At 62.5% G+C, this 25,255-nt stretch carries 25 protein-coding genes and 1 pseudogene; 13 read left to right on the top strand and 13 right to left on the bottom strand.

The window, feature by feature from the left end:
• The 3 genes from LU688_RS18870 to LU688_RS18860 form a co-directional block, all read right to left on the bottom strand.
• Positions 1-1,254, bottom strand: a complete 1,254-nt coding sequence (locus LU688_RS18870; RefSeq protein WP_094012064.1) for an arsenic transporter — start codon at positions 1,252-1,254, stop codon at positions 1-3.
• An 8-nt stretch (positions 1,255-1,262) separates the two neighbouring features.
• Positions 1,263-2,516 (bottom strand): MFS transporter, encoded by a 1,254-nt coding sequence (locus tag LU688_RS18865; RefSeq protein ID WP_094012065.1) that lies wholly within the window; start codon positions 2,514-2,516, stop codon positions 1,263-1,265.
• Between the two features lie 132 nt (positions 2,517-2,648).
• Complete coding sequence (locus LU688_RS18860; RefSeq protein ID WP_023629245.1) at positions 2,649-3,542, bottom strand: LysR family transcriptional regulator; 894 nt, start codon at positions 3,540-3,542, stop codon at positions 2,649-2,651.
• 146 nt (positions 3,543-3,688) lie between these two features.
• Here LU688_RS18860 and LU688_RS18855 point away from each other — a divergent pair, with 146 nt between their 5' ends.
• The 6 genes from LU688_RS18855 (at position 3,689) to LU688_RS18830 (ending at position 10,982) form a co-directional block, all read left to right on the top strand.
• Positions 3,689-4,768 (top strand): 4-oxalomesaconate tautomerase, encoded by a 1,080-nt coding sequence (locus LU688_RS18855; protein WP_023629244.1) that lies wholly within the window; start codon positions 3,689-3,691, stop codon positions 4,766-4,768.
• A gap of 74 nt (positions 4,769-4,842) precedes the next feature.
• Complete coding sequence (locus LU688_RS18850; RefSeq protein WP_094012066.1) at positions 4,843-6,156, top strand: dicarboxylate/amino acid:cation symporter; 1,314 nt, start codon at positions 4,843-4,845, stop codon at positions 6,154-6,156.
• A 123-nt stretch (positions 6,157-6,279) separates the two neighbouring features.
• The gene (locus tag LU688_RS18845) at positions 6,280-7,584 is read left to right on the top strand and encodes a CitMHS family transporter (protein ID WP_023629242.1); all 1,305 of its coding nucleotides are present in this window, start codon (positions 6,280-6,282) and stop codon (positions 7,582-7,584) included.
• A 63-nt stretch (positions 7,585-7,647) separates the two neighbouring features.
• Complete coding sequence (locus tag LU688_RS18840; RefSeq protein ID WP_094012067.1) at positions 7,648-8,901, top strand: OprD family porin; 1,254 nt, start codon at positions 7,648-7,650, stop codon at positions 8,899-8,901.
• Positions 8,902-9,080: 179 nt separating this feature from the next.
• Positions 9,081-10,433 carry a spinster family MFS transporter gene (locus LU688_RS18835; RefSeq protein ID WP_232888257.1) on the top strand — a complete coding sequence of 451 codons (1,353 nt, stop codon included), beginning with the start codon at positions 9,081-9,083 and terminating at the stop codon, positions 10,431-10,433.
• A gap of 99 nt (positions 10,434-10,532) precedes the next feature.
• Complete coding sequence (locus tag LU688_RS18830) at positions 10,533-10,982, top strand: hypothetical protein (RefSeq protein WP_084942532.1); 450 nt, start codon at positions 10,533-10,535, stop codon at positions 10,980-10,982.
• Between the two features lie 85 nt (positions 10,983-11,067).
• Here LU688_RS18830 and LU688_RS18825 read toward each other — a convergent pair whose 3' ends face one another.
• The gene (locus LU688_RS18825; RefSeq protein WP_232888256.1) at positions 11,068-11,889 is read right to left on the bottom strand and encodes a helix-turn-helix domain-containing protein; all 822 of its coding nucleotides are present in this window, start codon (positions 11,887-11,889) and stop codon (positions 11,068-11,070) included.
• A 111-nt stretch (positions 11,890-12,000) separates the two neighbouring features.
• Here LU688_RS18825 and LU688_RS18820 point away from each other — a divergent pair, with 111 nt between their 5' ends.
• Together LU688_RS18820 and LU688_RS18815 are read left to right on the top strand one after the other, a co-directional pair.
• Complete coding sequence (locus LU688_RS18820) at positions 12,001-12,315, top strand: DUF2834 domain-containing protein (protein WP_094012070.1); 315 nt, start codon at positions 12,001-12,003, stop codon at positions 12,313-12,315.
• On the top strand, positions 12,312-12,743 hold the full coding sequence (locus LU688_RS18815; protein WP_094012071.1) for an MAPEG family protein: 432 nt from the start codon (positions 12,312-12,314) through the stop codon (positions 12,741-12,743). The genes LU688_RS18820 and LU688_RS18815 overlap by 4 nt, the downstream gene beginning before the upstream one ends.
• Positions 12,744-12,790: 47 nt before the next feature.
• On the opposite strand, the gene LU688_RS18810 is transcribed toward LU688_RS18815, so the two are convergent.
• On the bottom strand, positions 12,791-13,582 hold the full coding sequence (locus LU688_RS18810) for a helix-turn-helix transcriptional regulator (protein ID WP_094012072.1): 792 nt from the start codon (positions 13,580-13,582) through the stop codon (positions 12,791-12,793).
• A gap of 138 nt (positions 13,583-13,720) precedes the next feature.
• Between LU688_RS18810 and LU688_RS18805 the strand changes: the two genes are divergently transcribed.
• From LU688_RS18805 to LU688_RS18795, 3 genes are all read left to right on the top strand, one after another.
• Complete coding sequence (locus LU688_RS18805; RefSeq protein ID WP_160291109.1) at positions 13,721-14,824, top strand: polyamine ABC transporter substrate-binding protein; 1,104 nt, start codon at positions 13,721-13,723, stop codon at positions 14,822-14,824.
• Between the two features lie 185 nt (positions 14,825-15,009).
• Positions 15,010-15,882, top strand: a complete 873-nt coding sequence (locus tag LU688_RS18800) for a contractile injection system protein, VgrG/Pvc8 family (RefSeq protein ID WP_094012074.1) — start codon at positions 15,010-15,012, stop codon at positions 15,880-15,882.
• A 119-nt stretch (positions 15,883-16,001) separates the two neighbouring features.
• Entirely contained in the window at positions 16,002-16,544 is a 543-nt protein-coding gene (locus tag LU688_RS18795; RefSeq protein WP_028690511.1) for a hypothetical protein, read from the top strand.
• A gap of 13 nt (positions 16,545-16,557) precedes the next feature.
• On the opposite strand, the gene LU688_RS18790 is transcribed toward LU688_RS18795, so the two are convergent.
• The 3 genes from LU688_RS18790 to LU688_RS18780 all read right to left on the bottom strand — a co-directional run bounded on the left by LU688_RS18790 (position 16,558) and on the right by LU688_RS18780 (position 18,533).
• On the bottom strand, positions 16,558-16,944 hold the full coding sequence (locus tag LU688_RS18790) for a hypothetical protein (RefSeq protein ID WP_028690512.1): 387 nt from the start codon (positions 16,942-16,944) through the stop codon (positions 16,558-16,560).
• The gene (locus LU688_RS18785) at positions 16,934-17,593 is read right to left on the bottom strand and encodes a hypothetical protein (RefSeq protein WP_094012076.1); all 660 of its coding nucleotides are present in this window, start codon (positions 17,591-17,593) and stop codon (positions 16,934-16,936) included. Before LU688_RS18785 ends, LU688_RS18790 begins: the two co-directional genes overlap by 11 nt.
• Before the next feature lie 124 nt (positions 17,594-17,717).
• Positions 17,718-18,533, bottom strand: coding sequence for a carbon-nitrogen hydrolase family protein (locus LU688_RS18780; protein ID WP_094012077.1), 816 nt, complete (start codon positions 18,531-18,533; stop codon positions 17,718-17,720).
• A gap of 123 nt (positions 18,534-18,656) precedes the next feature.
• Between LU688_RS18780 and LU688_RS18775 the strand changes: the two genes are divergently transcribed.
• Both LU688_RS18775 and LU688_RS18770 read left to right on the top strand, forming a co-directional pair.
• Positions 18,657-19,469 carry a LuxR C-terminal-related transcriptional regulator gene (locus LU688_RS18775; protein WP_038706483.1) on the top strand — a complete coding sequence of 271 codons (813 nt, stop codon included), beginning with the start codon at positions 18,657-18,659 and terminating at the stop codon, positions 19,467-19,469.
• 279 nt (positions 19,470-19,748) lie between these two features.
• A complete protein-coding gene (locus LU688_RS18770; protein WP_094012078.1) occupies positions 19,749-21,065 on the top strand; it encodes an APC family permease in 1,317 nt (438 codons plus the stop codon).
• Between the two features lie 357 nt (positions 21,066-21,422).
• Here the strand turns inward: LU688_RS18770 and LU688_RS18765 are convergent.
• From LU688_RS18765 to LU688_RS18745, 5 genes and pseudogenes are all read right to left on the bottom strand, one after another.
• Positions 21,423-21,863, bottom strand: a pseudogene (locus tag LU688_RS18765) (GNAT family N-acetyltransferase); the annotation flags it as partial.
• A 62-nt stretch (positions 21,864-21,925) separates the two neighbouring features.
• Entirely contained in the window at positions 21,926-22,195 is a 270-nt protein-coding gene (locus LU688_RS18760; RefSeq protein WP_046854813.1) for a DUF3077 domain-containing protein, read from the bottom strand.
• Between the two features lie 154 nt (positions 22,196-22,349).
• A complete protein-coding gene (locus LU688_RS18755; RefSeq protein WP_011534689.1) occupies positions 22,350-22,595 on the bottom strand; it encodes a hypothetical protein in 246 nt (81 codons plus the stop codon).
• A gap of 473 nt (positions 22,596-23,068) precedes the next feature.
• Positions 23,069-23,452, bottom strand: a complete 384-nt coding sequence (locus LU688_RS18750; RefSeq protein ID WP_232888255.1) for a c-type cytochrome — start codon at positions 23,450-23,452, stop codon at positions 23,069-23,071.
• Between the two features lie 192 nt (positions 23,453-23,644).
• Positions 23,645-25,255, bottom strand: coding sequence for an ABC transporter ATP-binding protein (locus LU688_RS18745; RefSeq protein ID WP_094012081.1), 1,611 nt, complete (start codon positions 25,253-25,255; stop codon positions 23,645-23,647).

Genomic DNA, 25,255 nt, shown 5'->3' with positions numbered 1-25,255 from the left:
TCAGACCGCCAGCAGCAACAGTGCCGCCACCAGTGCCGGGGGCATTACCAGCACGCCCAGACGCAAGAAACTCAATGCGCCGACATGCTCGCCCTCGCGGCGGATCGCCACCAGCCACAGCAGCGTGGCCAGGGAGCCTGTGATCGACAGGTTCGGCCCCAGGTCGACGCCGATAAGCAAGGCGGCGGTGGTCTGCCGGGGCAGCTCGACCAGCTGGCCGATGGAGCCGGCGATCAGGCCGGTGGGCAGGTTGTTCATCAGGTTGCCGGCCATGGCCGAGATCACGCCCGCAGCCCAGCTCGCCGTGCCCGGGGACTGCTGCGCCAGGGCCGCCAGCATATGCGCGAGCCGTTCGATCACGCCGGTATGCGCCACCGCCTCCACCAGCACGAACAGGCCCGCCACCAGCGGCAGCACGCCCCAGGCCACATGGCGCAGCAACGGCGCCGGGCTGCGCCGTTGGCGCAGGTGGATCAGCCCGACCGTGGCCATGCCTGCGCAAAAGGTCGGCAGACCCAGCGGCACGTCCAGTGCCGATACCGTCAACAGCAGGGTGCCGGTGAACATCAGGCCCAGCGCGCAAAGCCGGGCGCCGGCCGACAAGGGGCGCATCTCGATGGCCACGGCCAGTGGTTGGTGGATGCGCTTGCGCATGGTCAGGCGCAGCACCAGGTAGGTCATGGCGATGGCGCCCAGCGAGGGCAGGGTGAACTGGCGCAGCCATTCCAGCAGCGGTGGCATCTGGCTGCCGAAGACCACCAGGTTGGCCGGGTTGGAGATCGGCAGCACGAAGCTGGCGGCATTGGCGATGAAGGCGCAGATGAACAGGTAGGGCAGCGGCTCGGCCTTGGCCGCCTTGCACGCCGCATACACGGCCGGCGTCAACACCACGGCGGTGGCGTCATTGGAGAGGAACACGGTGACCAGTGTACCGACCAGGAATACCAGGTCGAACAGGCGTTGGCCCGAGCCCCTGGCATGCTGCACCGCGTACCTGGCCAGCCAGTCGAACAAGCCTTCCTGGCGAGCCAGCTCGGCCAGCACCATCATGCCGGTGAGGAACAGGTAGACATCGCCTCCTTCGGCGATTGCCGCCAAGGCCAGGCGCCATGGGATCAGGCCGCAGGCCGTCAGCCCTAAGGCGGCGCCCATCGCCCAGACATATTCGGGCACGCGTCCCGGCCGAAGGATGACCAGGGCGGTGGCCGCGGCCGCAACCGACCAGATGATCAGGGATGACTCAGCGACAGGCATGCGAGGACTCAGTTCTCGGAAGGGGAGTGAAGGGGAGGGGCTTGCTCGGCGTTGGCATCGCTGGCAGGTCGGCGGGTCTCCGGCATGGCCAGCCAAAGCAGAAGCAACGCTGCAGTCGCAATGCCCGCCAATGTCAGGAATGCCGCGTCGTAGCCTGCGGACTGTACCACCAGCCCCGCGACACCGGGACTTAGCGCCGCGCCCAGGCCGAAGGCCGTGGACAATGCGCCAAGGCTGATATTGAAGCGCCCGCTGCCTTGGGTGAGGTCCCTGACCACTACCGGGAACAATGCCCCGAACAGTCCGGCGCCGACGCCATCGAGCAATTGCACGGCCACCAGCCAAAACGGATTGTCAGACATCACGTAGAGCACGCCACGCAGCGGCAGGATCAGGAAACCGACGAGCAACAGCGGTTTGCGTCCCCAGCGGTCGGCCCTGGCGCCGGCCAGCAGCGCCATGGGCACCATCACCAGCTGCGCCGCGACGATGCACGCCGAGGTCAGCGGCGTGGCCAACTGCAGGTTGGCCTGAGCCAGTTTCTGGCCCACCAGCGGAAGCATTGCCGCGTTGGCCAGATGGAACAACGCGCAGCACACGGCGAACAGTAGCAAGGGGCGATTGTGCAACAGGACGGCAAGGCCGGCGGGGTGGGCATGCTGGCCCGGCGGCCGCGGGTCAAGGCCACGCGCGAGGTCATGGTCGATGGCTGTCGCCGGCACTCGGCTAATGGCGATCAGGCTGGCTACGGTCATCGCCGCCATCAGATAGAACACCGCCACCGGTCCGAACAGGTAGGCCAGCCCCCCGGCGAGCACCGCCGAGCAGGCATTGCCGGCATGATTGAAGGTTTCGTTGCGGCCCATGCGCCGGGTGAATGCCCGGGGCCCGGCCAGGCCCAGTGAAATGGCAGCGATGGCCGGCGCGAACACGGAACCTGCGACCGCACTGATGGCTTGGGTCAAGGTCACCAACGCGCCGCTGCTGATCCAGGGCAGCACCAGGCAACTGCCGGTCACCAGCAGCGCGGCGATGGCCATTACTGCGCGCTTGGCCGTGGTCCTGTCGATCAACGCGCCAGCTGGCGTCTGGGTCAGCAATGCCGTGACGCTGGCCAAGGTCATGACCAGGCCGATGCTGCCGGGCTCCCAATGGTGCACCGCCAGCAGGTAGATCGCCAGGTAGGGCCCAAGCCCATCACGGACATCGGCCAGGAAAAAATTCAACCCATCGAGCGAACGTTCATGCGCAGGCGAGGCCAAGGAAAACTCCGCAGGGACAAGTGAACAGAGCGCCCTGGATTTCAAGGGCGGTCAATAGCCGCATACGTTAGCACTCCGCGGCGCAGGTGCTGATGAACTTTGCGCGGGTCCGGCATGCCATCGGCCCAGGGGTCAGCGATTGGGCCATTGCTGCAAGAGGATCGATACGAACTTTTCGGCCGCCGGCGACAGTGACGCGCCGCGACGAAACACCAAGCCCAGCGTGCGGCTGACCTGCGGCTCGCCCAGCGGCACGCTGACCAACGTCGGATGGTCGGCGCTGGGCATGGCCAGGCTAGGCATGGCCGAGACCCCCAGCCCGGCCTCGACCATGCCCAGCGAGGTCGACAGGTGCTGGACCTCGTAGAACCATTGAGGGCGCAGGTTCAGGCCGGCCAGCGCATGATCGAGCAACATGCGGTTGCCGCTCAGGCGACCGACCCCGATCAAGCGGTAGTCGGCCAGTTCGGCCCAGGTAACCGCGTCGCGCTTGGCTAACGGGTGGTCCCGGCGGCAGGCGAGCACGAAATGCTCCTGGACCAGCGAAACGAACTCAATGTCCGGATGCTGGCCACTCATCATGTTGATGCCAAAGTCGGCCTCTCCCCGCAGTACGGCTTCCAGCCCATCGTTGGCACTCAGGTCCAGCAGGCGGATGCGGATTTTCGGGTACTGCGCGTTGTAGTCGCGGATCACCGAGGGCAGAAAGTAGAACGCTGCAGTGGGAATGCAAGCGAGGGTGACTTGCCCGGTCTGGCGCTCGGCCAGTTCGCGGATGCTCAGGATCGAATCCTCGAAATCATCCAGCAGGCGCCTGGCCTTGGGCAGGAAATCCCGGCCCACGCTCGTCAGGCTGACCCGGCGGGTAGTGCGTTCGAGCAACGATGTACCGAGCCCCTCCTCGAGTTTCTTGATCCGTCGGCTCAGGGCGGGTTGGGACAGGTGCAATGCTTCTGCAGCCTCGTGAAAACTGCCAAGTTCGGCGATTTTTACGAAAGATCTAATATCTTGCAGTTCATATTCCATCAGGTATCGCTCAGTAGGTCGCTCGATTATTGATGTGTTTATCGCAATAATGACTACGATATTTGCATTGGATTGATTTATCCATCCCTGTCACTCTTTTGCTCACAACATCAATGATGTCCATTGATCAACAAGAGTGCGAAATCATGCAACGAATTCCTTGCGTACTCATGCGCGGCGGTACCTCCAAAGGGCCGTTCTTCCACGCCTGGGACCTGCCTGCAAACGTGGTCGAGCGCGACGAGTTGCTGATCAACCTGATGGGCTCCGGACATGAGCTGGAGATCGACGGCATCGGTGGCGGCAGCCCGCAGACCAGCAAGGTGGCGATCATCAGCCCGTCATTGCACGCCGATGCCGATGTCGACTACCTGTTCGTCCAGGTGATGGTCGCCCAGCGGCGCGTCGACACCGCGCCCAACTGCGGCAACATGCTGTGCGCTGTCGGGCCGTTCGCCATCGAGCAAGGGTTGGTCAAGGCCAACGACGGCAAGACCCTGGTACGTATCCGCAACCTCAATACCGGAACCTTCGTCGATTCACTGGTGCAGACGCCCGGCGGCGTTGTGCGCTACGAAGGGCGCACGGCGATCGACGGCGTCCCTGGTACAGCGGCCCCGGTGCACCTGACGTTCCTCGATGCGGTGGGCAGCAAGACCGGCAAGTTGTTCCCTACGGGCAAGCCTCAGGATGTGATCGGCGGCGTGCCGGTCACCTGCATCGACATGGCCATGCCCATGATGATCGTCGAGGCCCGGCAACTGGGCGTGACCGGCTCGGAAACCCCGGCCGAACTAGATGCCGACAATGCCTTGCTGCAACGCCTGGAAGCCTTGCGCCTGAAGGCCGGCAAGGCAATGGGTCTGGGCGATGTCAGCGGCATGGTGATCCCCAAGCCGGTGCTGGTCGCGCCACCCCGTCATGACGGTACGGTACAGGTGCGCTATTTCATGCCGCACAATTGCCACCGGGCCCTGGCGATCACCGGCGCAGTCGGGCTGGCCACGGCCTGCGTCAGCGCCGGTACGGTGGTCGCTGACTTGCTCGGCGAGGGCGCTCAACACCTGGAGCAGGTGCGCATCGAGCATCCCAGTGGCGGCATCGACGTGGCGCTGTCGCGCAGCGGCGTCGATGGCAAGACCCTGCAGGCATCGGTGGTGCGTACCGCCCGTCGGTTGTTCTCAGGGTTCGTCTATGCCCCGTCTTTGCGCAGACTGGCGGGATAGACCACAGGCCGCCGCTGTCAGGGCGGCTTCAGCAACAAGCGCATCCGCACAATTTCAACAATGGGTGATGCCTCATGAAACTTGCCAGATCCCTGTATTTCCAGATCCTCTGCGCCGTCCTGCTGGGCGTGGTGGTCGGCCACTTCTGGGCGCAACAGGCCGTTGCCCTCAAACCCCTGGGCGATGCCTTCATCAAGCTGATCAAGATGATGATCGCTCCCGTGGTGTTCTGCACCATCGTCACCGGCATCGCCGGCATGACCGACAAGCGCTCGCTGGGGCGCCTGATGAGCAAGACCTTGATGTTGTTCCTGCTGCTGACCGTGGTCAGCCTGGTGATCGGTCTGGCGGCGGTGTACCTGTTCCAGCCCGGGGCCGGCATGAACATCGATCCTGCCACCCTGAGCACAGCGGGCCTGGACCAGTACGCCGCCTCGGCGGCGAAGCTCGGCGTGGTCGACTTCTTCATGCACATCATCCCCGAGACGTTCATCGGCGCCTTCAACAAGGGTGAGGTGCTACCGGTATTGTTCATCGCCGTGCTCAGCGGTTTCGCCCTGTCGTCCATGGGCGACAAGGGGCGGCCCGTCCTCGCGGTGCTGGAGTCGGCCTCGACCATGGTGTTCCGTATCTTCGGCTACCTGATGCGATTCGCCCCTGTAGGCGCCTTCGGTGCGCTCGCCTTTACCGTTGGGCAATACGGCGTCACGTCCCTGGGCTCGCTGGCCAAGCTGGTGGGCACGCTGTACATCGCATGCGCCTTCTTCGTCCTGGTGGTGCTGGGCGGCATCTGTCGCGCCCATGGCTTCAGTCTGTGGAAGCTGCTGCGCTATTTCCGCGAGGAATTCCTGGTGGTGCTCGGTACTTCTTCCACCGAGCCTGTGCTGCCGCGCATGCTTGAAAAGCTCGAGCGCCTCGGTTGTCGCAAAGGCGTGGTAGGGCTGGTGCTGCCAACCGGGTATTCCTTCAACCTCGATGGCACCGCCATCTACCTGTCGCTGGCGGCAGTGTTCATCGCGCAGGCCTGCAACATCGAGCTGACCCTCGGGCAGACGGTGACCATGCTGGCAATCATGCTGCTGTCGTCCAAGGGGGCCGCCGGCGTGACCGGCAGCGGCTTCGTCGCGCTGGCCTCGACCCTCACGGTCATCCACGACATTCCGCTGGCCGGGCTCGCCTTGTTGATCGGCATCGACCGCTTCATGTCCGAGGCGCGGGCCCTGACCAGCCTGGCCAGCAACGCCGTGGCCACCGTGGTCATCTCGCTGTCGGAGCATGCCTGCGATCGCGAAACCTTGCTGCGCCGCCTCGACGGCGCGCCGTCGGCGTCCGACGAAGTCGTCGACGCTCAGCCAGAGTGGTCCGCGCAGCCTCCCCGGCACGGCTGACCAACCGGTTAACACTCCCATGTTGCAATAGACTTCACCCAGCGTCCTTGCGATGCCGGGTGGGGCAGGGGGCCGTCTGCGCGTCGGACGGCCACACACAGAATAAAAACAAGAGAAAATACCATGCTCGCACTCCTGGGCCTGATCATGGTGGTGACGTTCACCTACCTGATCATGAGCAAACGCCTGTCGCCGATCGTCGCGCTCACAGTGGTACCCATCGTTTTCGCCGTGATCGGCGGTTTCGCTCCCGAGCTCGGCAAGATGATGCTCGATGGTCTGAAGATGGTGGCGCCCTCGGCGGCATTGCTGCTGTTCGCCATCCTGTTCTTCGGCCTGATGATCGATGCCGGCCTGTTCGACCCCTTGATTCGCAAGATTCTCAAGCGGGTGAACGGCGATCCGATCAAGATCGCCATCGGCACCGCGCTGTTGTCGCTGCTGGTGGCACTCGATGGCGACGGCACCACCACCTACATGATCACCTGCGCGGCGATGTTGCCGCTGTACAAGCGCATCGGCATGAACCCGATGATCCTGGCCACTGTGTCGATGCTGTCGCTGAGCATCATGAGTGGCATGAGCCCCTGGGGCGGGCCGGCCACCCGGGCCATTGCCGCCCTGGGGCTGGATGCGACCGAATACTTCATCCCGATGCTGCCCACCGTGATCGGTGGCGCGGCCTGGGTGGTGTTCACCGCCTATTTGTTGGGGCGCGCCGAGCGTCGGCGCATCGGCAATGTCACCCTGGCGTCAGGGGGCGGCAACTGCTACATCAAGGAAATCCTCGGCGACAACCCGCACAAGCGCCCGCGCCTGGCCTATGTGAATCTGCTGCTGGTGATCGCCGTGATGACCGCGCTGGTGATGGGCGTGATGCATTCCGCGCTGCTGTTCATGATCGGTTTCGTCGCCGCGTTGATGATCAACTATCCGCAGCTGGAGCTGCAGAAGGAGCGCATCCTCGCCCACTCGGGCAATGCCATGACCGTCGTGCTGCTGGTGTTCGCCGCCGGCATATTCGCCGGCATCTTCTCCGGCACCAAAATGGTCGACGCCCTCGCCCAGACCTTGGTGGACTGGATCCCCGACGCCTGGAGCCACTGGTTCCCGCTGGTGGTGGCGCTGACCAGCATGCCGCTGACCTTCGTGCTGTCCAATGACGCCTACTATTTCGGGGTGGTGCCGATCCTGGCCAACGCGGCCGCGGCCTATGGCATCGACCCGGTGGAAATCGCCCGGGCCTCGGTACTGGGGCAGCCGGTGCACCTGATGAGCCCGTTGGTAGCCTCGACCCTGTTGCTGGTGGGGATGGTCGACCGCGATATCGGCGACTTCCAGAAAGCCACCGTCAAGTGGGCGGTGCTTACCTCGCTGGTGATCACCGCGCTGGCGCTGCTCACAGGCGCCTTGTCCTTCTTCGTGTGAATCACCGGGCGCCGCGCGGCGCCCGCCCACCGCTCATCCAAGAACAACAACAGAGTACCGATCATGTCCCGAAGTGTTTTCCGTGGGGCCACCTGTGGCCTGCTCTGCGGCTGGTTGCCCGTTGCCGGCGCTGGCGGATTCGTCGACGACGGCAAGCTCAAGCTGCAGCTGCGCAACGTCTATTTCAACGAGAACTTCCGTGACGAGCAGGGCCTGACGCCGCGCGCGGCGGCCTCCGCCAAGCATGAGCGGACCGAGTGGGCGCAGGGCTTTTTGCTCGACTACCAGTCCGGTTTCACCCAGGGTACCTTGGGCGTTGGGCTCGATGCCCTGGCCCTGGTGGGCGTGCGGTTGGACTCCGGACGCGGTCGCAGCGGTAGCGGTCTGTTGCCGGTGCACGACGACGGTCGGGCCGCGGACGAATTCAGCAGCGCCGGCCTGACTGCCAAGGCGCGCCTGGGCCAGACCGTGATCAAGCACGGTACCTTGCTGCCCAAGACTCCGGTGCTGGTCTACAACGACGCGCGGCTGTTGCCGCAGACTTACCAGGGCACGCAGCTGACCAGCACCGACATCGATGGGTTGAGCCTCACCGCCGGTCACCTGGACAAGTTCAAGTTGCGCGACTCCTCGGACAGCACCGGCTTGTACCTGGATGGCTACAGCGGCAACGCGTCCGGTGATTTCTCCTACGTCGGTGCCGATTATGCGGTGGGCAAGCCGCTGCGCCTGAGCTACTTCCACGCCCGGCTCGACGGCTTCTATCGCCAGGACTTCGCAGGCCTGGTGCATGACCTGCCGCTGGCCGGCGGGGTGCTGACCACCGACCTGCGCTACTTCAGGAGCCGCGACAGCGGTGCCGCCCATGGCGGCGCCATCGACAACGATCTGTACAGCGGGCAACTGGCGTATGCGCATTCTGGGCATACGGTCGGTGCCGGCTACCAGGTGCTTGATGGCGAGGCGGGGCTGCCCTATATCAGCGGCGCAACGGTGTATTCGTTCAGCAACGTCGGTATCGGCAAGTTCATCGAGGAGCAGGAAAAAACCTGGATGGCCAGCTATGCCTACAACTTCGCCGCCGCAGGGGTGCCCGGGCTGACCTTCATGACGCGTTACCTCAGCGGCGACAACGGTCGCGCCGGGGAAGCGGGTATCAAGGAATGGGAGCGTGACGCCGAGCTGGCCTACGTGGTCCAGGGTGGCCCGCTCAAAGGCCTGGGGGTGAGGTTGCGCAACTATGTCTATCGTTCCGACTTCGCCCGCGGTCGCGACAGCAACCGTGTGTACCTGACCTACGACATCGCGCTTTGGTGAGTGTCCATCCTGGGTGGACGGTGCGCGTCCAGGCGGCGGTTGTGGGCATTGATGGCGGGCTTGCGGCGTCCCATCGGCTGGTATCAACGCGATCAATGTTGGCAGACGATGACCTGATGTCCCTCTAGATTGCAAAGGCGTGCTGGAAGCCCCGAACAACAATAACGAGGGACCCGACTATGCCCACCGCCACCCAAGCCTCCAACGCCTGGCGCATCCTGTTCCTGCTGTTCCTGGCCAACCTGTTCAACTTCTTCGACCGCACCATCCCCGCCATCGTCATCGAGCCGATCCGCCTGGAGTGGCACCTGAGCGACTTCCAGATCGGCATCATCGGCACCGCCTTCACCCTGGTCTACGCCATCGCCGGCCTGCCGCTGGCACGTATCGCCGACACGGGTTCACGCAGCAAGCTCATGGGTTGGGGCCTGCTGGCCTGGAGCGGGCTGACGGCGGTCAACGGCATGGTCGGCAGCTTCTGGAGCTTCCTGCTGGTGCGCATGGGCGTGGGCATCGGCGAGGCCAGCTATGCGCCTGCCGCCAACTCGCTGATCGGCGACCTGTTCCCTGCCGGGCGGCGGGCAAGGGCGATAGGTATCTTCATGCTTGGCCTGCCGTTGGGCCTGTTGCTGGCGTTCTTCACCATCGGTGCGATGGTCGAGGCCTTCGGTACCTGGCGCGCACCGTTCTTCATTGCCGCCGTGCCTGGCGTGTTGCTGGCGCTGTTCATCTTCATGATCCGCGAACCCGCGCGCGGTGCGGCGGAGACTGTGGCCATCACTCAGACCCCGCTCGACCGTCCGCTGCGTCGGGTACTGAGCGTGCCCACCTTCGCCTGGCTGGTGCTGGCGGGGCTGACCTTCAATTTCGCCACCTATGCCTGCAACTCGTTCATGGTGCCGATGCTGCAGCGCTACTTTGCGCTAACGCTGCACGACGCTGCGGTGGCCACCGGGATGATCGTCGGCCTGAGCGGCCTGGTGGGCCTGACCCTTGGCGGCTGGATGGCCGACAAGGTGCACCAGCGCTTCGCCAACGGCCGTCTGGTGTTCGCCGCGCTGAGCATGCTGGTGGCCACCTTGTGTACCGCCTGGGCGCTGCATGCCGGGCGCATCGAACTGGGGGGGGTCGTGGCGGTGTTCGGGGTCGGCTGGCTGTTCTCCTACAACTTCTACACCTGCGTGTACACCGCCATCCAGGACGTGGTGCAACCGCGCCTGCGGGCCACGGCCATGGCGCTTTTCTTCGCTGGGCTGTACCTGCTGGGTGGTGGCCTGGGGCCGGTGGTGGTCGGTGGACTGTCGGATCATTTTGCCGTGTCGGCCATGGCGGCGGCGGGCGAGGTGGCGATGAGCGAAGCGTTCAAGGCCCAGGGGCTGCATGACGCGATGTACCTGATCCCCGTGGCCCTGTTGCTGACCATGGTGTTCCTGCTGGCGGCCTCGCGGTATTTCAGCCGGGATGCGCAGCGGATGCGCGAGGGCATGGTGCTGGATGGCGCAGCGGTGGCGGGGCAAGCCGCGCAGGCTTGAGTCCAAGTGTATCGGCCTGGTCGCCAGCACTTGCTGGCATGTCCCTTGGTTTTCTCGCAGACTACCCATCTTTGCGCAAGAGCAGGAGAGCAACAGTCAATGCGCGTGGTGATGGATACCCGGACAGACGAAATACTTCGACTGGAGCATTTGTTGGATGGGATGAACTATACGCTCTGGTTGAACGCGTATGGTCCCTTTGCACTGGACAGACCACTCGAAGCGCAGTTGCGTCATTCGGTGGGCAAAGGTTGTACCGTGGGTGGTGATTCACCGATCTGTGCAAGCGATGCTCGCGGCGAAATCATCGAACACCTGCTGCACCCAGGGGACGGCGGCTACGGGCCGTTGGACCTGCCGGCCAAACGTCCCGAAGTGCTCAGGTTGGTAGAGGTGCTGCTCGGCCAGGTCCGTCTTGACCGGGCCGACATCATCCGCAGGTTCTGGCTTGCCGAAGGGCACCCTGCGTATCCCGTGTGGTGGGATTTTGCCTTCGACATTCAAACCCAGGGGCAGCGGTGGATACTGATGAGCAGCGCGAGTGATTGAGCGGATAGCTTGGTTTCTCAGTACTTGCTTGTCGTCGTGAAGGTTGGCACTGAGGTTCATCGAGACCTGACGCCGCGCCGGTTACTCAAGTCTTGGCGTTGCGGATTCCCCGTTGATAGGCTGCCGTCATGGTTTGCCATGTTTCATCGTCGGCCGGCACCAGATGTTCAATACGTAGCGATGCCACCGTGATGTCCTGCGGCATGCCGAAGGTGGTGAAGGTGGACAGGAACCTAAGTTCGCCCTCGGCAGCACGCACCCGGGTCAGCACCAGCGGTGACGGCGGTGTGTCCGGCGCCAGTGCGGGTGGCACGGGCAAGCTTTGCAGCCGCCGAGCCAATTCTGGATTGCCCACCGCCTCCCTGGCCGCCCGCTGCCAGGCGATCGCCCGTATCTCATCGGCATTGACCAGATGATCACCCAGTCCGCCCGGGCGCAGCAGTGTGTCCAGCAGGTTCAGGCCCGAGGTGCTGCTCGTCGGTACGCCAACCATGGTGAACAACAGCCCGGCACTGGCATTGGCCGCCGTGATGTCCCAGTTGCTGGCGATGACGATGGCCGGTGCGGGGTTGTTGGCCTGCAGGATGTGCTCCACTGCGTCATGCACCATCTTCATGGCTGGGGCGTCCGGTGCCGAGGCCGTATAGCGTGGTGCGTAACCTGCCGCGAGGAACACCTCGTTGCAGTGTTCGAGCGGCACTTGCAGGGCGCTGAGCAGGGCATGCAGGGTGCTTGGGCTGGCCTTGGCACGGCCGGTTTCGACGCAGCTCAGGTGGCGTTGCGACAGGCCCGCCAACAGCGCCAGGTCGAGCTGGCTGAGGCCGGCATGACGGCGCAGGCGGCGCAGGTGCTTGCCGGCGTCGGTGACTGCTGGTGTTTGCGTGGGGTGAAAGGGAGAAAGGCTCATGCGTCGACTCTGGCTGTCCTTGGCTGAAGCATCCATGACCTGTGAGGTCATTGAGGCGGGGACGACTCTATCACTACCGTGACGGCAACATCGCCCTGAAGGAGTCGACCAATGAACGCACGATGGATCGCGTTGCCAGTGTTGCTGCTGTTCACCCTGTACACCGGTTGGACGTTGATGATTGCCGAGCAATCACTTCTTGCCTTTGGCCTTGATCTGCTGTCCCGACCCGATACGGCCCAGGTCGTTATCGACCTGTATGTGATGGCCGGTCTGGGCTGTATCTGGATGGCAAACGACCAGTGCCAGCGGGGCGGGTCGTTGCTTGGCGTCTTGCCCTATCTGGTGCTGACGGCGCTCTTTGTCTCCCTGGGGCCGCTGCTGTACATCGTGGTCAAGGGCTTGGCGCAGAGGCCAGGGGCATGAGCGGCGCCCTGGCGGTCTACGCCTGCTGCGTAGTGGTGCTGTTCTTCAAGATGCTGGCGATTTCCTGCTGCCAGGGCTACTTCCGCCTGCGTTTCCTGACCTTCACCAACAGCGAGGATGCGGCAGTGTTCAAGCGTTCGGCTTGCCCTGAGGAATTGCCGCAGGTAACGCGGGCCATGCAGGCCTGGCGCAACGATCTGGAGAACATCCCGATGTTCCTCGCGCTGGGCGGCCTGGCGGTCGTGCTGGAGGCGCCGGTTGCCATGACGGCTTGGCTGAGCGGGGTATTCACCGTGGCCAGGGTGTCGCATACGGTGACTTACCTGGCGGGTATCCAGCCGTGGCGGACGGTGAGTTATGGCGTGGGGGTAATCTGTTTGATCGGGTTGGCGACCTTGGTCATCGAGGCGCTGGCATCGACGCCTTGAAGGTTTGCCAGGCGTGCAGCAGCCGGCGGCAGGCAAGATGCCTGAATTCAACTGGTACAGAAAGCATCCGACTTCGGCACAAAGAAGCGAGCAAACAATTCCGACTGCGACTTGATGTTCAACTTGGCGTAAATGTTCCGGCGGTGCACTTTCACCGTTTCCGCCGATAGTGAAAGCTTTCCGGCAATCTCTTTGTTGGAGAAACCGCTCAGCAGCAGTCTCAGTACATCGCTTTCACGGGTGGTGATCTGCGCGCCCAGCTGCGTCAGTGTTTCCTGCCAGGGCGGTACCTCGGCAAGGTCCTTCTCGACATCCACCTCGAAGGCCATGCGCTGGTGCATCAAGGCCGTCACCCAGGGCTTGATGAGGTCGAGGATGGTGATCTGTTCCTGGCTGAAGCGCGCCTTGCTGCCAATGGAGATGCACAGCGTGCGGTCAGCGTCGAGCTGAACGTTGTACTGCGCTTCATCGGCCGAGATGTAGTGCGCGAAGTACTGGTGGTAGTACTCGGTTTCCACAAAGTACTCCGGCGCGATATCCAGCAGGTGGAAGAAGCCGCTCTGCGGGTTTTCCCGGTTGGCGATGTAGAACGGGTCCAGCAGGTAGAGCCCCTTCACATAGCGATGGATGAACGCGTTGACCTCTTCGGCATCCGCCACCTCGGGCAGGCTTACCACTTCCACTTGCTGACTGGCGAAGATCAATACCACCCAGTTGTCGATCTGCACGTACTCGTTCAATACCCGAACCAGCGAACTCCAGAACGCCGGACGGTCCAGCTGCATGATCAGCTTGCCGATCGATCGGTGCCAGGCCAGGCTTTGCAGGTCGAACGGCATTATCTACCCCTTTTGGGTTAGGAACTCGCATGTCAGAGGTAAGTATTCCGAGGTATTTACTATCCGGTCCTGCCCGGTATAGTCGCTCACTGGGCCTAGGATGGCCGTGAAGTTACATCGATTCGATAAGGATGTTGCATGAGAAGGTCACGTTTGCGAACCCTTTTTTCGGCCTCGCTGCTCTGCGCAGGGATCAGCACCTCGGTGCTGGCCGCCGAACCCGGGATGCACCTGTACAACTGGTTCGGGCTGCTCGCGCCGGAGACGCCGAAGGCGTTCGAGCAGGAAACCGGCACCCGCGTGCACATGGACGCGTTCGACAGCGCCGACATCATGCAGAGCAAGGTCATGGCCGGGCGCACCGGGTATGACGTGGTGGTGGCGACCTCCAACGTGCTGCCCAGCCTGATCGCGGCGGGCGTGCTGCAACCGCTGGACCGTGCGCAACTGGGGAACCTGTCGCACATCGACCCCGATATCCTCGCCCAGTTGGCGGTCAACGACCCCGGCAATCGCTACGCGGTGCCCTACCTGTGGGGCACCACCGGCATCGGCTACGACGTCAACAAGGTCAAGGCCGCGTTGGGCGACCAGGCGCCGGTGGACAGCTGGGACCTGATCTTCAAGGAAGAGAACATCAGCAAGCTCAAGTCCTGTGGCGTGGCGATGCTCGACTCGCCCAGCGAGATCATCTCGATTGCCCTGAACTACCTGGGCCTGCCCAGCAACAGCAGCAATCCTGCGGATTACCAGAAGGCGCAAGACCTGCTGATGAAGATCCGCCCCTACGTGCTGTATTTCGATTCCTCGCGCATCGACACCGACATGGCCGACGGCAATATCTGCGCGGTGGTCGGCTGGGCCAACGGCGCCTTGGCCGCCCAGGCCCTCAACGAGAAGAACAACACCGGGCGCAGGATCAACTACAGCCTGCCGCGCGAAGGCGCGCTGGTGTGGTCGGAAAACCTGGTGCTGCTCAAGGATGCGCCCCATCCCAAGGCAGGCATGGCGTTCATCAACTACATGATGCGCCCGGAAGTGATCGCCAAGACCTCGAACCACACCCTGTACCCCAACGCCAACAAGGACGCCACCCAGTTCGTCGAACAGGCGCTGCGGGACAACCCGTGGATCTACCCCGACAAGAAGACGATTGCCACGTTGATCCCGCTCGAGCCGCTGCCGTTGAAACTGGAGCGGTTCCGCACGCGGGTCTGGACCAAGGTGAAGAGTGGCGTCTGACTTGAGTTGACGTGTCGCCCGCTGCCCGGTGCAAGGGAGTACCGGACAGCGCGTTGACCAAGGTTGCCTGCGGCCTATTGCTTCAAGCACCAGCGAACACCATCGTCTCGCGGTATCCGGCTGCCCAGCCGAGGCGGGCGGGTCTTGCGTACCTGATTTCATCTTGAGCCGGAGGAGAACAGCGGATGTTCAGCCCAGCCCAGAAGACACACTTGAACTTGACGATCGAAGGCGTGGAGCACGATTTCCAGGTGCTCGGCTACACCGGGGAAGCGGTGGCCAACAGGCCTTTCTTTTTCAACGTGGAACTGGCCAGCGAATGGCCCGACCTGGACCTTGAACGCTTCCTCGACCTCGAGGCGTTCTTCAGCTTCGACATGAACGGCAATGGCATCCATGGGCGGATCTACCACATCGCGCCGATGAGGCAGGCTCCGTGTTCAGCGCGTTACAGGTTGACCCTGGTGCCGCACTTGTCCTACCTGCGTCACCGCATCAACCAGCGGATCTTTCAACAGTTCTCGGTGCCCAGGATCGTTGCCCTGATCCTGGAAGAGCATGGGATCGTGGGCGACGCTTACCGCTTCGAGCTGAGTGCGAGCTACCCCGAGCGCGACTACTGCACCCAGTATGGCGAAACGGACCTGCACTTCGTCCAGCGCTTGTGTGAAGAGGAGGGCATCCGTTTTCACTTCCAGCACAGTGCCCAGGGGCATGTGCTGGTGTTTGCCGATGGCCAGGCGGTGCTGCCGTGGGGCGTGCTTTATCGTCCGCCCCTGGTTCATGCCAAGCCACGGGTGGTGGAGAACCAGACCGCCGTGGTCATTGCCGTGGAGGATGACGAGAGCCGGTGTGATCAGAGGCTTGCCCGGATTCAGGTGAAGTTTCCCTGGGATCCTGAGGACAGGTTTGATGACAAGAGTTGTTGTTGGCTATCGGTGGCTTCCGATTGGTGTTGTGCTGTCACGCCTCCGCGAACGGGGATGGAGGTGATGGTCTCGTTTCTCGGAAACGATCCCGATCAGCCACGGGTCAGTGGGTGCCTGTGCTGCCGATAGCCTCATTCTGGCCACGGCAGCTTTATCCGAAATTATTCCAGGTTGATAATTATTGGCATCCCATAATTGCCAATAAACTCATGGTTGACGATTCCCTGCCCCCCCGGTGGTGCGCACCGATGAATATCGACTCTCGATATGGTGTGATTGCCGTCGTTGACGAGCCGACCTACACGTTCGACTCCACAGACAATATCCGGTGTTATGCGCGGGAAATCATCCTGGGCGACGATGGCGTGTCATCGGTTCATGGCGTAATGCTGGACGACTTCGGCCTGCTGGTGGTCGGTGCCGGCGGAGGCGGGACAGGAGTACATGCACAGTCGGCGCTGGTGATCGACGACAAGCTGCTATTGGCCGTGGGCAACCAGATTGCCTGCGTGTCGCTGACCGCTCCCCATGACCTGCTTTGGTCGCGCAAGGTGGATCTGGCGACGTGTTTCGGTCTCTATTGGGCTGCGCGGCAGCGTGCACTGATTTCGCACGGCGAGCTGGAAATCACAGGTTTGTCCCTTGAGGGCGACGTTATCTGGAAGGCCATGGGTGCCGACATCTTCACCGGGCGCTTTCAGCTGGCGCCTGACCATGTGGAAGTCGTGGATTTCTACGACACCGTCTACCGTTTTGATGTGGTGACGGGGGAGGCGTTGAAATGCAGTTGATGCACGTAGCCGGTTAAACGTCGCGATGCAATCCTTCTGCGTCCTGCCAATACAAAGTTCGCTCGAATTGAAAGCTGATCACGAAGCGTGAGCCTGTCCGCGCAATGGCATTGGCAATCTTGTCCAGATCCGCCATCGGTGAATGCTCCTGCGGCCCAGGCCCTTTGATCCTGATGCTGGCGCGCGTGGCGACACTGAAGTCGAGCTGTTTGGTGTCCTCTGCATAGAGGGTGTGGTCGGTGATGACGAGGTCGGCGGTCAGCGTCAGCCATGACGGGAAGTAGGCTTCCAGGCTGTCGCTTGTACGCGTGACTTCAATCGCGCCAGCTGCTTGCAGGGCGTTTGCCAGTGCTGCTGCGTCAAGCGATGCGTCAGCTTCCAGGAACAGATCAAGGCTCAATGACGTTACCCTCGGTCGACGCTTCGAAGCGCTGGGCGACCCAGCATTCTTCCCCCAGGTGCAGAAAGGCTCCACCCAGCCGCCATAGCTCGAAGTAGGCGGTAAAGTCGATGTCCAGTGCAATGAGCGGGGCGGCGATGTACCAAGCCAGCCCATAGTCCGCCGCGATGCCGTACCAGGCCTCGAACAATGCGTAGTCGGCGGCGGTATGGCAGTCGGCGGCTTCGCGAACCGCATCCCCTAATGCTTCGCTGGCCCAGGTGCCCGGTATATCGAAGTTGTCGATAGCCTTGAGGTCGGCCATGGGCTTGCAGATCACCCGCGCATTGCGGGTCAGGGTCATCAGCTCTGAATCGCCCGTCCGCTCGAAAAAGTCGGCCTGCACATCCAACCATCGCCGGGTAGCGGCTGCCAGTTGTTCTGGCGTGCCTCGTTGCGTGGGGAGCAGGTACAGGTAGGGAAGCGTGCCGGCAGCCAGCACTTCCAACGTGCGCCTGGCCAGTTCGGGGGCGTGCTTGTGGCCTTCGAGGATGGTGGCCACCTCGTGGGGCTGGCCATGCTCCTTGAACAGCGCGATGAACTGGGATTTATCGATATCGCTGTGGCCTTCGACCAAGGCGCGCCAATCATCCAGCAGGGAGGTGTCCATTCGGCTTCCTTGGTTATGGGCGCGGGCATTGTGCATCGCGCTTCGGTTGTTGCGCCAGGGAACGAGCGCCGGGTTCGGGCCTCGTTGAATGGACCACTCCTGTCGGTTACGGGAGTGTCCTCCTTTAATCGATAACCAGCTCCCATACGCCACTGGCATGCTCGATCCGCTCACCCGGCAACCGGATGCGCTGGTTGGCGCTGTAGTCATGGAAGGCGCGGGCCTTGCCGATCAGCGACAGGTCCAGGGTCACGCTATGCCGCGACTCGCCACGCCCGGCCTCGAACAGCGTCTGGCCATACGGGTCCACCGCCAGGCTCGCCCCGACGAACACGCAGCCATCCGGCCCTGACCCCATGCGGTTGGCGACCACGGCGAACACCTGGTTCTCCATTGCTCGCGCCATTACCGACACTCTATGCACATGGACCTCCGGCTCGGACAGGCCGTCGGTGATCAATATCAGCTGTGCGCCCAGGGCCTTCAGCGCTCGCGCCGTCTCGGGGAACTCGCTGTCGTAGCAGATCAACAGGCCCAGGCGCACACCGCGCCATTCGACGGTGGCGAAGCGGTCGCCCGGCACCACGATGCCGTGCTCCGGCACCCACAGGTGGGTCTTGCGGTAGGTGAGCAGGATGCCTTCGGGGGCGATGAACAATGTGGTGTTGTAGAACGTGCCGCCGTCGTTCTCGTACAGCCCCAGCACCACCGCGATATCATGCCGGCGCGCTGCCGCGACCACCGCCTGCACGGCATCGCCGTCGATGGCTTCGGACAGCATGCCGACGTCGTCCGCAGTGAGAAAACCGGTCAGGTGCGACTCGGGGAACAGCAGGATATCGGTGTCCGGCGCGCACTGGGCCAAGGCCTCGAGGATGCCGCGCAGGTTGTGGGCGGTGTCGCCGTCGCGGGTTGTCGTCTGTACCACTTCGATCTTCATGGGCAATCCGTCTCGCTGGGCCCGACCCTTCCGCGGGCGAGTGACATTTGCGAAGGGTGGTGCAAGTATGAAAACAATCACTGGCAAAACAATCACTTCGACGGGTTAACCCGGGGGTAGGGCATGAGCTTGAGCCTGCAGGATCTTTCGTGGCACCAGGGTGTGGGCCAATGCATCGAGCACCTCGACCGGCCGAGCTTCTGGCGCATCCTGGCGACGCTGCTCGGCGATTTCGTCGAGGTCGATACTTGGGTGGCGCTGCTGTTCAGCCACGACAAGCCGTTGATTTTCGACCAGAGCCCTTACGAGCGCGAGGGCATTGATCCGCTGGTGAGCGAGTACGCCAATGGCCTGTACCTGCTCGACCCGTTCTACATCAGCAGCCGCGAGCGGCCGCTGACCGGCTTGGTGCGCCTGGCCGACGTGGCCCCGGAGCAGTTCCAGCAGACCGATTACTACCGCCTGTACTTCACCCACAACGTGGTCGCCGACGAGGTGCAGTTCAACCTGGCCCTGGGCGATGGGCGCACGCTGTGCCTGTCGCTGGGCGGGCGCTCACGTTTCGACGCCCAGGCCATCGCCCAACTGGAGCTGGTGCGTCCCTGGCTGATCGGCCTGCTGCGCCAGCGCCTGCACTTCGAGCAACTGCCCGAGCGCGCACCGGCCAAGCCCGCGCTGGGCCTGGCCCAGGGGCGCGACGAAGCACGGCGGCAGCTGGAGTCGGTGCTCACGGCGCGGGAGCTGGACGTGGTGCGGCTGATCCTGTCGGGGCATTCGAACAAGGAGACGGCCATCAAGCTCAAGCTGTCGGCCGAGACGGTGAAGGTCCATAGACGCAATGTGTACCGCAAGCTGGACGTGAACTCCCAGAGCGAGCTGTTCTCACTGCTGTTTTTGGCCGGCGAAGACCTCGCCAGCCTGCAACCGGCGCCGTGATTCCCCCGCGCCATTACCCCCAGGTTAATCCTTCGACGTTATAGAAATCCGCACCGGGATCCGCATACTGGCCCTGCACCTTGTAGGCGCGGGCATGCCCCGCGATCACCGGCAAAGCCGGTGCCATCCCCGAGTTACTTGCTGTGCACGCCGTCCCTGCGCCCCGTGCAGCCAGACCGGCTGGGCAATTTCCTAGAACAATCACAAGAGGATGACCCATGGCTCATTTCGCTCACGGCCCGGCCCGTGGCATCGCCCCTGCGCGCCAGGAGGCCACCCATGCCTGACGCCACCCCCGCAAAACTCTCCCTCACCTCCCTGACGGTCTTCGGCCTGGCCTACATGTGCCCGAGCCTGGCCATGGTGATCTTCGGCGTGATCTCCGAACGCAGCGACGGCATCGCCCCCAGCGCCTTCCTGCTGGCCACAGGCGCCATGCTGCTGTCGGCCCTGAGCTATGCCAAGCTGTCGCGCCTGTTCCCGGTGTCCGGCTCGGCCTACTACTACGCCAAGCGCCTGCTCGGCCCCGGCTGCGGCTTCGTGGTCGGCTGGGCGGTGCTGCTGGCTTACCTGTTCATGCCCATGGTCGCCTGGCTGCTGCAGTCGGTGTTCCTCAACGCCCAGTTCCCGCAGGTGCCCACCTGGGGCTGGTTGCTGATCAACATCGGCCTGACCACGGCGGTGACCGTCAGCGGCATGGCCCTGACCGATCGCCTGAACAAAGTGCTCACGGTCCTGAGCGTGGCCCTGGTGCTGTTGTTCATTGGCTACTGCCTGCGCTATGTGGCCGGCCAGCCCCAGGTCGGCTTCACCCACCCCGTATGGAATGAACACAGCACCTTGACCGGCCTCACCGCCGCCGCCGCCATCGCCGCCTATTCGTTTCTCGGGTTCGACGCCGTGACCACCCTGGCCGAGGAGGCCGAGCAGCCCAAGCGCGACATCCCCCGGGCGGTGCTGCTGGTGATCAGCCTGGGCGGGCTGCTGTTCACGGCGGTGGCCTACCTGATGCAACTGAGCCACCCCGGCGGCCAGTTCGCCGACCCGCAAACGGCGACCTACGCGCTGTCGATCGAGGTGGGCGGGCAGTTCTTCGCCGACTTCGTCAACCTCGGCGGCATCGTCGCCGGCTTCGCCTCGTGCCTGGCGGTGCAGGTCAGCGCCAGCCGCTTGCTTTACTTCATGGGCCGCGAAGGCGTGCTGCCGCCGCGTTGTTTCGCTAAGCTGCAGGGCAAGGCGCGCACGCCGGTGTTCAACCTGTTGCTGATTGCCGGGCTGGGATTGATCGGGATCGGCGCGGATGTGAGCTCGGCCGCTTCGCTGATCAACTTCGGCGCGTTCCTGGCGTTTGCGGCGGTGAATGTGTGCGTGATTGCGTACTACCTGCGTGAGCGGCGCAAGCAGCGGTTGAGCGGGGTGGGGTTCGTGGTGTTTCCGCTGCTGGCGATTGGGGTGAACCTGTATCTGCTGTCGCTGCTGAGCACGGTGGTGATACTGGCCGGGGTGGCTTGGCTGGTGTGTGGCGGGTTGTACCTGATGTGGCTGACGGCGGGGTTCAGCAAGCCCACGCCGGGGCTCATGGAGGTCGAGACCTGAAAGCGCAGGGTTTCCAGGTCAGGTATCTGGTGGGAGCGGGCTTGCCCCGCGATCATCGGCAGTGCCGGTGCCAAGCACTGCGACGCTCGAATGAACACCCTGCTGGGTTAGGCCGAGCGCATGTGAGTGGACTCACTCATAACCCATTTTCAGGTCTTGGGCTTGGGCTGCCAGCTCATTCATCACCACACGGCTGCCCTTGTCTCGGTTGTCCTTGTAGGCAATCAGCTCGGAGAACGCGATAGCCCGCTCGCCTTCAGCGCTGGCATGGGGGATTGTTCCCTCATCCAGCAGCTTCGCCAGATGCTCGCAAGAAACGTTAATCGCGAGGGCCGCCTCCGTCATGGTCAGCGTGGACTTTTCCAGGACAATGGTGCGTTCCACACCATGGAATTCATCACGAAGCTTCCGATACCCCAAGCGCGCGTAGAACCCTTGGGCGGTGATGGATGAAGGAACGCTCAGTGCCGTGACACCTGCCCTGATCGCTGCAGCATGAACGGCCTCCATCAACCGTTTGCCGACACCTGTCCGATGATGGATTGGAGCGACGAACACTGTCCTGACAACCTCGCCATCCAGGCTTGCCGTCCCCAGCAATTCGTTTTGGTTGACTGCTACGAATACCATTCGGCTATCGAGCAATGCACTGACCGCCGCAGGTGAAAAGCTCTGCTCGACCTGGGCGATCACCTCTGCCGGGTAATCCCGCGAGTTGGATTCGCGCAATGCCGTGATCACGATGCGGCTGATGGCTTCTGCGTCTTCGCGCTGAGCGCGGCGGATATGACATTCCATGGAGACATCCCGAATTTATGCCCAAAGCTTAGTCGGTGTAGGAGCGGCGTTTACCTGTGAAGTCAGTGCTTCATCCCCAGCTCCGCATCATCCATCAGCGCCTTGGCCAGCGCGCTCAGGTAATACGATGCCCAGATCAGCTGAGGTTTTTCCTCCATGATCCCGGTGATGGTCAGGTCGCACACGCAGCCCATCAACTCCGAAGCCTGTTCCCGTGCGTGCTGGCAAGGGATGCCGGGTTCGATGCAGAACAGCGGGTCGGTATGCCCTTCACCCTGGTAGAACCGGGTCTTGCCCACCGTGGTGTGGGGCGTGGTGTCGTCTGTGCTCATTGCTCAATCTCCCTGAAATGATCGGTGCCTGGGCGAGCTCTCGCAGTTAGATCCGCTATCAGCTACACACCATCTGCCGCGCAGCCACGCCGATCCTCTGTGGGAGCCGGCTTGCCGGCGATGAGGCCAGCCCAGGCAACCCATGGCTAACGGCCTAGTGCAGTGTGCGAGGCTCCACCTGCGGCATCTGCACCTGAATCAACGCCGATTCGAGCAGCACCCGCAGCGCCTCCATTTCATGCATCGCGGCCATGACCAGAATCGACACGGGCGACTTGGGATGCAGCAGAACAGCCTGATGCGCCACGGTCTGCGCGCAGAGGGCGTACTCCGTGGCCTGGATGATGGTGTCTTCGAGAGAGTGGTGGTTGTGGGGTGGATCGGGGACGATCTTTAACATAACAATTTCCCTTTGGTGGTGCCGCCACCTGCCTGCTGTCAAACAGTAGGGTGGCAGCTGTACGTGGGTTGACAGACCGGCGGAAATTGCAAAGTTCCGGCGCACGCAAGCGTGCCCGCACGTACAGCTGCCATAAAGGTTGAGCTGCATGCAATTTGCCGTCACAGCCTGTCAAAGCTGTATCGTTGATGTGCAACGATAGGCCGAGACTAGAGCCCCACCAGGGAGACCGCAACGGAAAAAAGGCGGCAGAAGTATGTTTGGGAAATGGACTACAAGGAAGGGGTAGATTCTGATTTTTCAGCTTGATGAGTACCCACCTTCAAAAAAGCCTTCGCATCTAGGGGAAGGCTTTTGTGGGCAGAGAGAGATAGGATAACAGTTTCATGGTCGATTTCGGGTCAGCCAGTATAAGCTTAAAGCTCAGGGTAAGTTTTCCTTGTCAGGCGCTATGCGGCGCATCCAGCTGAGGGTTATTGAGTGACATTTCTCAAGTATTCGATAAGGTCCGCGCGTTCTTGAGGCTTTTTAAGTCCTGCGAAAGCAATTTTTGTTCCGGGTATGTAATGCCTGGGGTTAAGTAGGTATTCAAAAAGTGTGGCGGTTTCCCACGTTATACCCCTGTATTTGTTTCCATCGGTGTAGATATAGTTTTTCGCGAATCCCGTAGTGCTGCCAAACAGGCCGTGGAGATTAGGGCCTTCCATATTAGGGCCATCCTTTTCGGTCGTATGGCATTGTGAACATCGGATAGCAAAAATTCTCTTTCCGCTTTCAATATTGCCTTGAGGTAATGGGTCCGAGGCCGCTGCTTGTGTGCTTAAAATGGTAAATATGATCCAAGTTAATCGTTTCATACCTGTTCTCCGCTTATCAGGTCACAGGTAGGTTGTACACCTTGGACATCTCGTCAGATACTGGTAAAAATGTCAGGTCAGGCGTTGTGGTTGATGGTTCGGGTTATGTGTCGTGAAGGGTGATGGCCTATCACCCGCTCGCCCGGCAATCCTCTTAACGACATAAATGCGGTGGCTTGGAGGTATATGAGTTCATGTACCTTTGTCGCTGCTCACCAGCGCCGCATCCAACAACTGCCTCGTATACCCATGCCGCGGCTCATGAAAAATAACCCCCGTATCCCCCTGTTCCACCACCTGCCCATGCTTGATCACCATCAACTGATGACTCAACGCCTTGACCACCGCCAGGTCATGGCTGATAAACAGATAAGTCAGGTTGTATTTGACCTGCAAATTCCGCAGCAGCTCAACCACCTGCCGCTGCACCGTCCGGTCCAGCGCCGAGGTCGGCTCATCCAGCAGAATCAACGCAGGCTTCAACACCAACGCCCGCGCAATCGCAATCCGCTGCCGCTGCCCGCCGGAAAACTCATGGGGATACCGATGCCGCGTCCGAGGATCCAGCCCCACTTCCTCCAACGCAGCAATAATCGCCGCTTCCTGCTCAGCCGGTGTGCCGATCTTGTGAATCCGTAACCCCTCGCCAACGATATCCGCCACGCACATGCGCGGGCTCAGGCTGCCAAAGGGATCCTGGAACACTACCTGCATCTCCCGCCGCAGCGGCCGCACTTCCTTCTGGTTCAGCCCCTCAAGATTCTGCCCATGGAAGCGAATCCCGCCCTGGCTGGATATCAACCGCAAGATGGCCAGCCCCAAGGTGGACTTGCCCGAGCCACTCTCGCCAACGATGCCCAGCGTCTGCCCCTGGGGCAGGCTGAAATTGACCCCGTCCACGGCCTTCACATGGTCCACGGTGCGGCGCAACAGCCCCTTCTTGATCGGGAACCACACCTTCAAGTCCTTCACCTCCAGCAACGGCGCCCCTTCGGCATTCGCGGCGGGTGCGCCGCTGGGCTCGGCGTTGATCAGCATCTGCGTATACGGATGCTGCGGCTTGCTGAACAGCGTGGCGCAATCGGCCTGCTCGACGATCTTGCCGCACTGCATCACGCACACGCGGTGGGCGATGCGGCGTACCAGGTTGAGGTCGTGGCTGATCAGCAGCAGGGCCATGCCCAAGCGCGCCTGCAACGACTTGAGCAGGTCGAGGATCTTCAACTGCACGGTCACGTCGAGCGCCGTGGTGGGCTCGTCGGCAATCAGCAGTTCGGGCTCGTTGGCCAGGGCCATGGCGATCATCACCCGCTGGCGCTGGCCACCGGACAGCTCGTGGGGCAGGGCTTTCAGGCGCTTGTGCGGCTCGGGAATGCCTACCAGCTCCAGCAGCTCCAGGGTGCGAGCGGTGGCGGCCTTGCCGGTGAGGCCCTTGTGCAACAAGAGGATCTCGTTGATCTGCTTCTCGATGCTGTGCAGCGGGTTCAGCGAGGTCATCGGCTCCTGGAAGATCATCGCGATGCGGTTGCCGCGAATGCGCTGCATGGGCTTTTCGCCCAGGTGCAGCAGGTCCTTGCCTTCATAATGGATGGTGCCAGAAGGATGCCGCGCCAGCGGGTAGGGCAGCAGGCGCAGGATCGAGTGGGCGGTCACCGACTTGCCCGAGCCGCTTTCGCCGACCAGGGCCAGGGTCTCTCCCTTGCGGATGTCGAAGCTGATGCCGTCGACCACGCGGTTGACCTGCTCGCCAGTGACGAACTCCACCGCCAGGTCGCGGACTTCGATCAGGGTGTCTTGGCTCAT

The sequence above is a fragment of the Pseudomonas soli genome, assembly GCF_021283165.2.
Classification (GTDB): Bacteria; Pseudomonadota; Gammaproteobacteria; order Pseudomonadales; family Pseudomonadaceae; genus Aquipseudomonas; species Aquipseudomonas soli.
This window is presented reverse-complemented; position numbering and strand designations above follow the sequence as displayed.

Excerpts from the sequence above, each read along its gene's own strand:
- LU688_RS18805 (WP_160291109.1), top strand. The coding sequence starts at position 13,721 with ATGAGAAGGTCACGTTTGCGAACCCTTTTTTCGGCCTCGCTGCTCTGC.
- LU688_RS18820 (WP_094012070.1), top strand. The coding sequence starts at position 12,001 with ATGAACGCACGATGGATCGCGTTGCCAGTGTTGCTGCTGTTCACCCTG.
- LU688_RS18870 (WP_094012064.1), bottom strand. The coding sequence starts at position 1,254 with ATGCCTGTCGCTGAGTCATCCCTGATCATCTGGTCGGTTGCGGCCGCG.
- LU688_RS18745 (WP_094012081.1), bottom strand. The coding sequence starts at position 25,255 with ATGAGCCAAGACACCCTGATCGAAGTCCGCGACCTGGCGGTGGAGTTC.
- LU688_RS18755 (WP_011534689.1), bottom strand. The coding sequence starts at position 22,595 with ATGTTAAAGATCGTCCCCGATCCACCCCACAACCACCACTCTCTCGAA.
- LU688_RS18860 (WP_023629245.1), bottom strand. The coding sequence starts at position 3,542 with ATGGAATATGAACTGCAAGATATTAGATCTTTCGTAAAAATCGCCGAA.
- LU688_RS18780 (WP_094012077.1), bottom strand. The coding sequence starts at position 18,533 with ATGAAGATCGAAGTGGTACAGACGACAACCCGCGACGGCGACACCGCC.
- LU688_RS18750 (WP_232888255.1), bottom strand. The coding sequence starts at position 23,452 with ATGAAACGATTAACTTGGATCATATTTACCATTTTAAGCACACAAGCA.
- LU688_RS18845 (WP_023629242.1), top strand. The coding sequence starts at position 6,280 with ATGCTCGCACTCCTGGGCCTGATCATGGTGGTGACGTTCACCTACCTG.
- LU688_RS18850 (WP_094012066.1), top strand. The coding sequence starts at position 4,843 with ATGAAACTTGCCAGATCCCTGTATTTCCAGATCCTCTGCGCCGTCCTG.
- LU688_RS18810 (WP_094012072.1), bottom strand. The coding sequence starts at position 13,582 with ATGCCGTTCGACCTGCAAAGCCTGGCCTGGCACCGATCGATCGGCAAG.
- LU688_RS18760 (WP_046854813.1), bottom strand. The coding sequence starts at position 22,195 with ATGAGCACAGACGACACCACGCCCCACACCACGGTGGGCAAGACCCGG.
- LU688_RS18775 (WP_038706483.1), top strand. The coding sequence starts at position 18,657 with ATGAGCTTGAGCCTGCAGGATCTTTCGTGGCACCAGGGTGTGGGCCAA.
- LU688_RS18815 (WP_094012071.1), top strand. The coding sequence starts at position 12,312 with ATGAGCGGCGCCCTGGCGGTCTACGCCTGCTGCGTAGTGGTGCTGTTC.
- LU688_RS18855 (WP_023629244.1), top strand. The coding sequence starts at position 3,689 with ATGCAACGAATTCCTTGCGTACTCATGCGCGGCGGTACCTCCAAAGGG.
- LU688_RS18825 (WP_232888256.1), bottom strand. The coding sequence starts at position 11,889 with ATGAGCCTTTCTCCCTTTCACCCCACGCAAACACCAGCAGTCACCGAC.
- LU688_RS18795 (WP_028690511.1), top strand. The coding sequence starts at position 16,002 with ATGAATATCGACTCTCGATATGGTGTGATTGCCGTCGTTGACGAGCCG.
- LU688_RS18770 (WP_094012078.1), top strand. The coding sequence starts at position 19,749 with ATGCCTGACGCCACCCCCGCAAAACTCTCCCTCACCTCCCTGACGGTC.
- LU688_RS18840 (WP_094012067.1), top strand. The coding sequence starts at position 7,648 with ATGTCCCGAAGTGTTTTCCGTGGGGCCACCTGTGGCCTGCTCTGCGGC.
- LU688_RS18785 (WP_094012076.1), bottom strand. The coding sequence starts at position 17,593 with ATGGACACCTCCCTGCTGGATGATTGGCGCGCCTTGGTCGAAGGCCAC.
- LU688_RS18835 (WP_232888257.1), top strand. The coding sequence starts at position 9,081 with ATGCCCACCGCCACCCAAGCCTCCAACGCCTGGCGCATCCTGTTCCTG.
- LU688_RS18830 (WP_084942532.1), top strand. The coding sequence starts at position 10,533 with ATGCGCGTGGTGATGGATACCCGGACAGACGAAATACTTCGACTGGAG.
- LU688_RS18800 (WP_094012074.1), top strand. The coding sequence starts at position 15,010 with ATGTTCAGCCCAGCCCAGAAGACACACTTGAACTTGACGATCGAAGGC.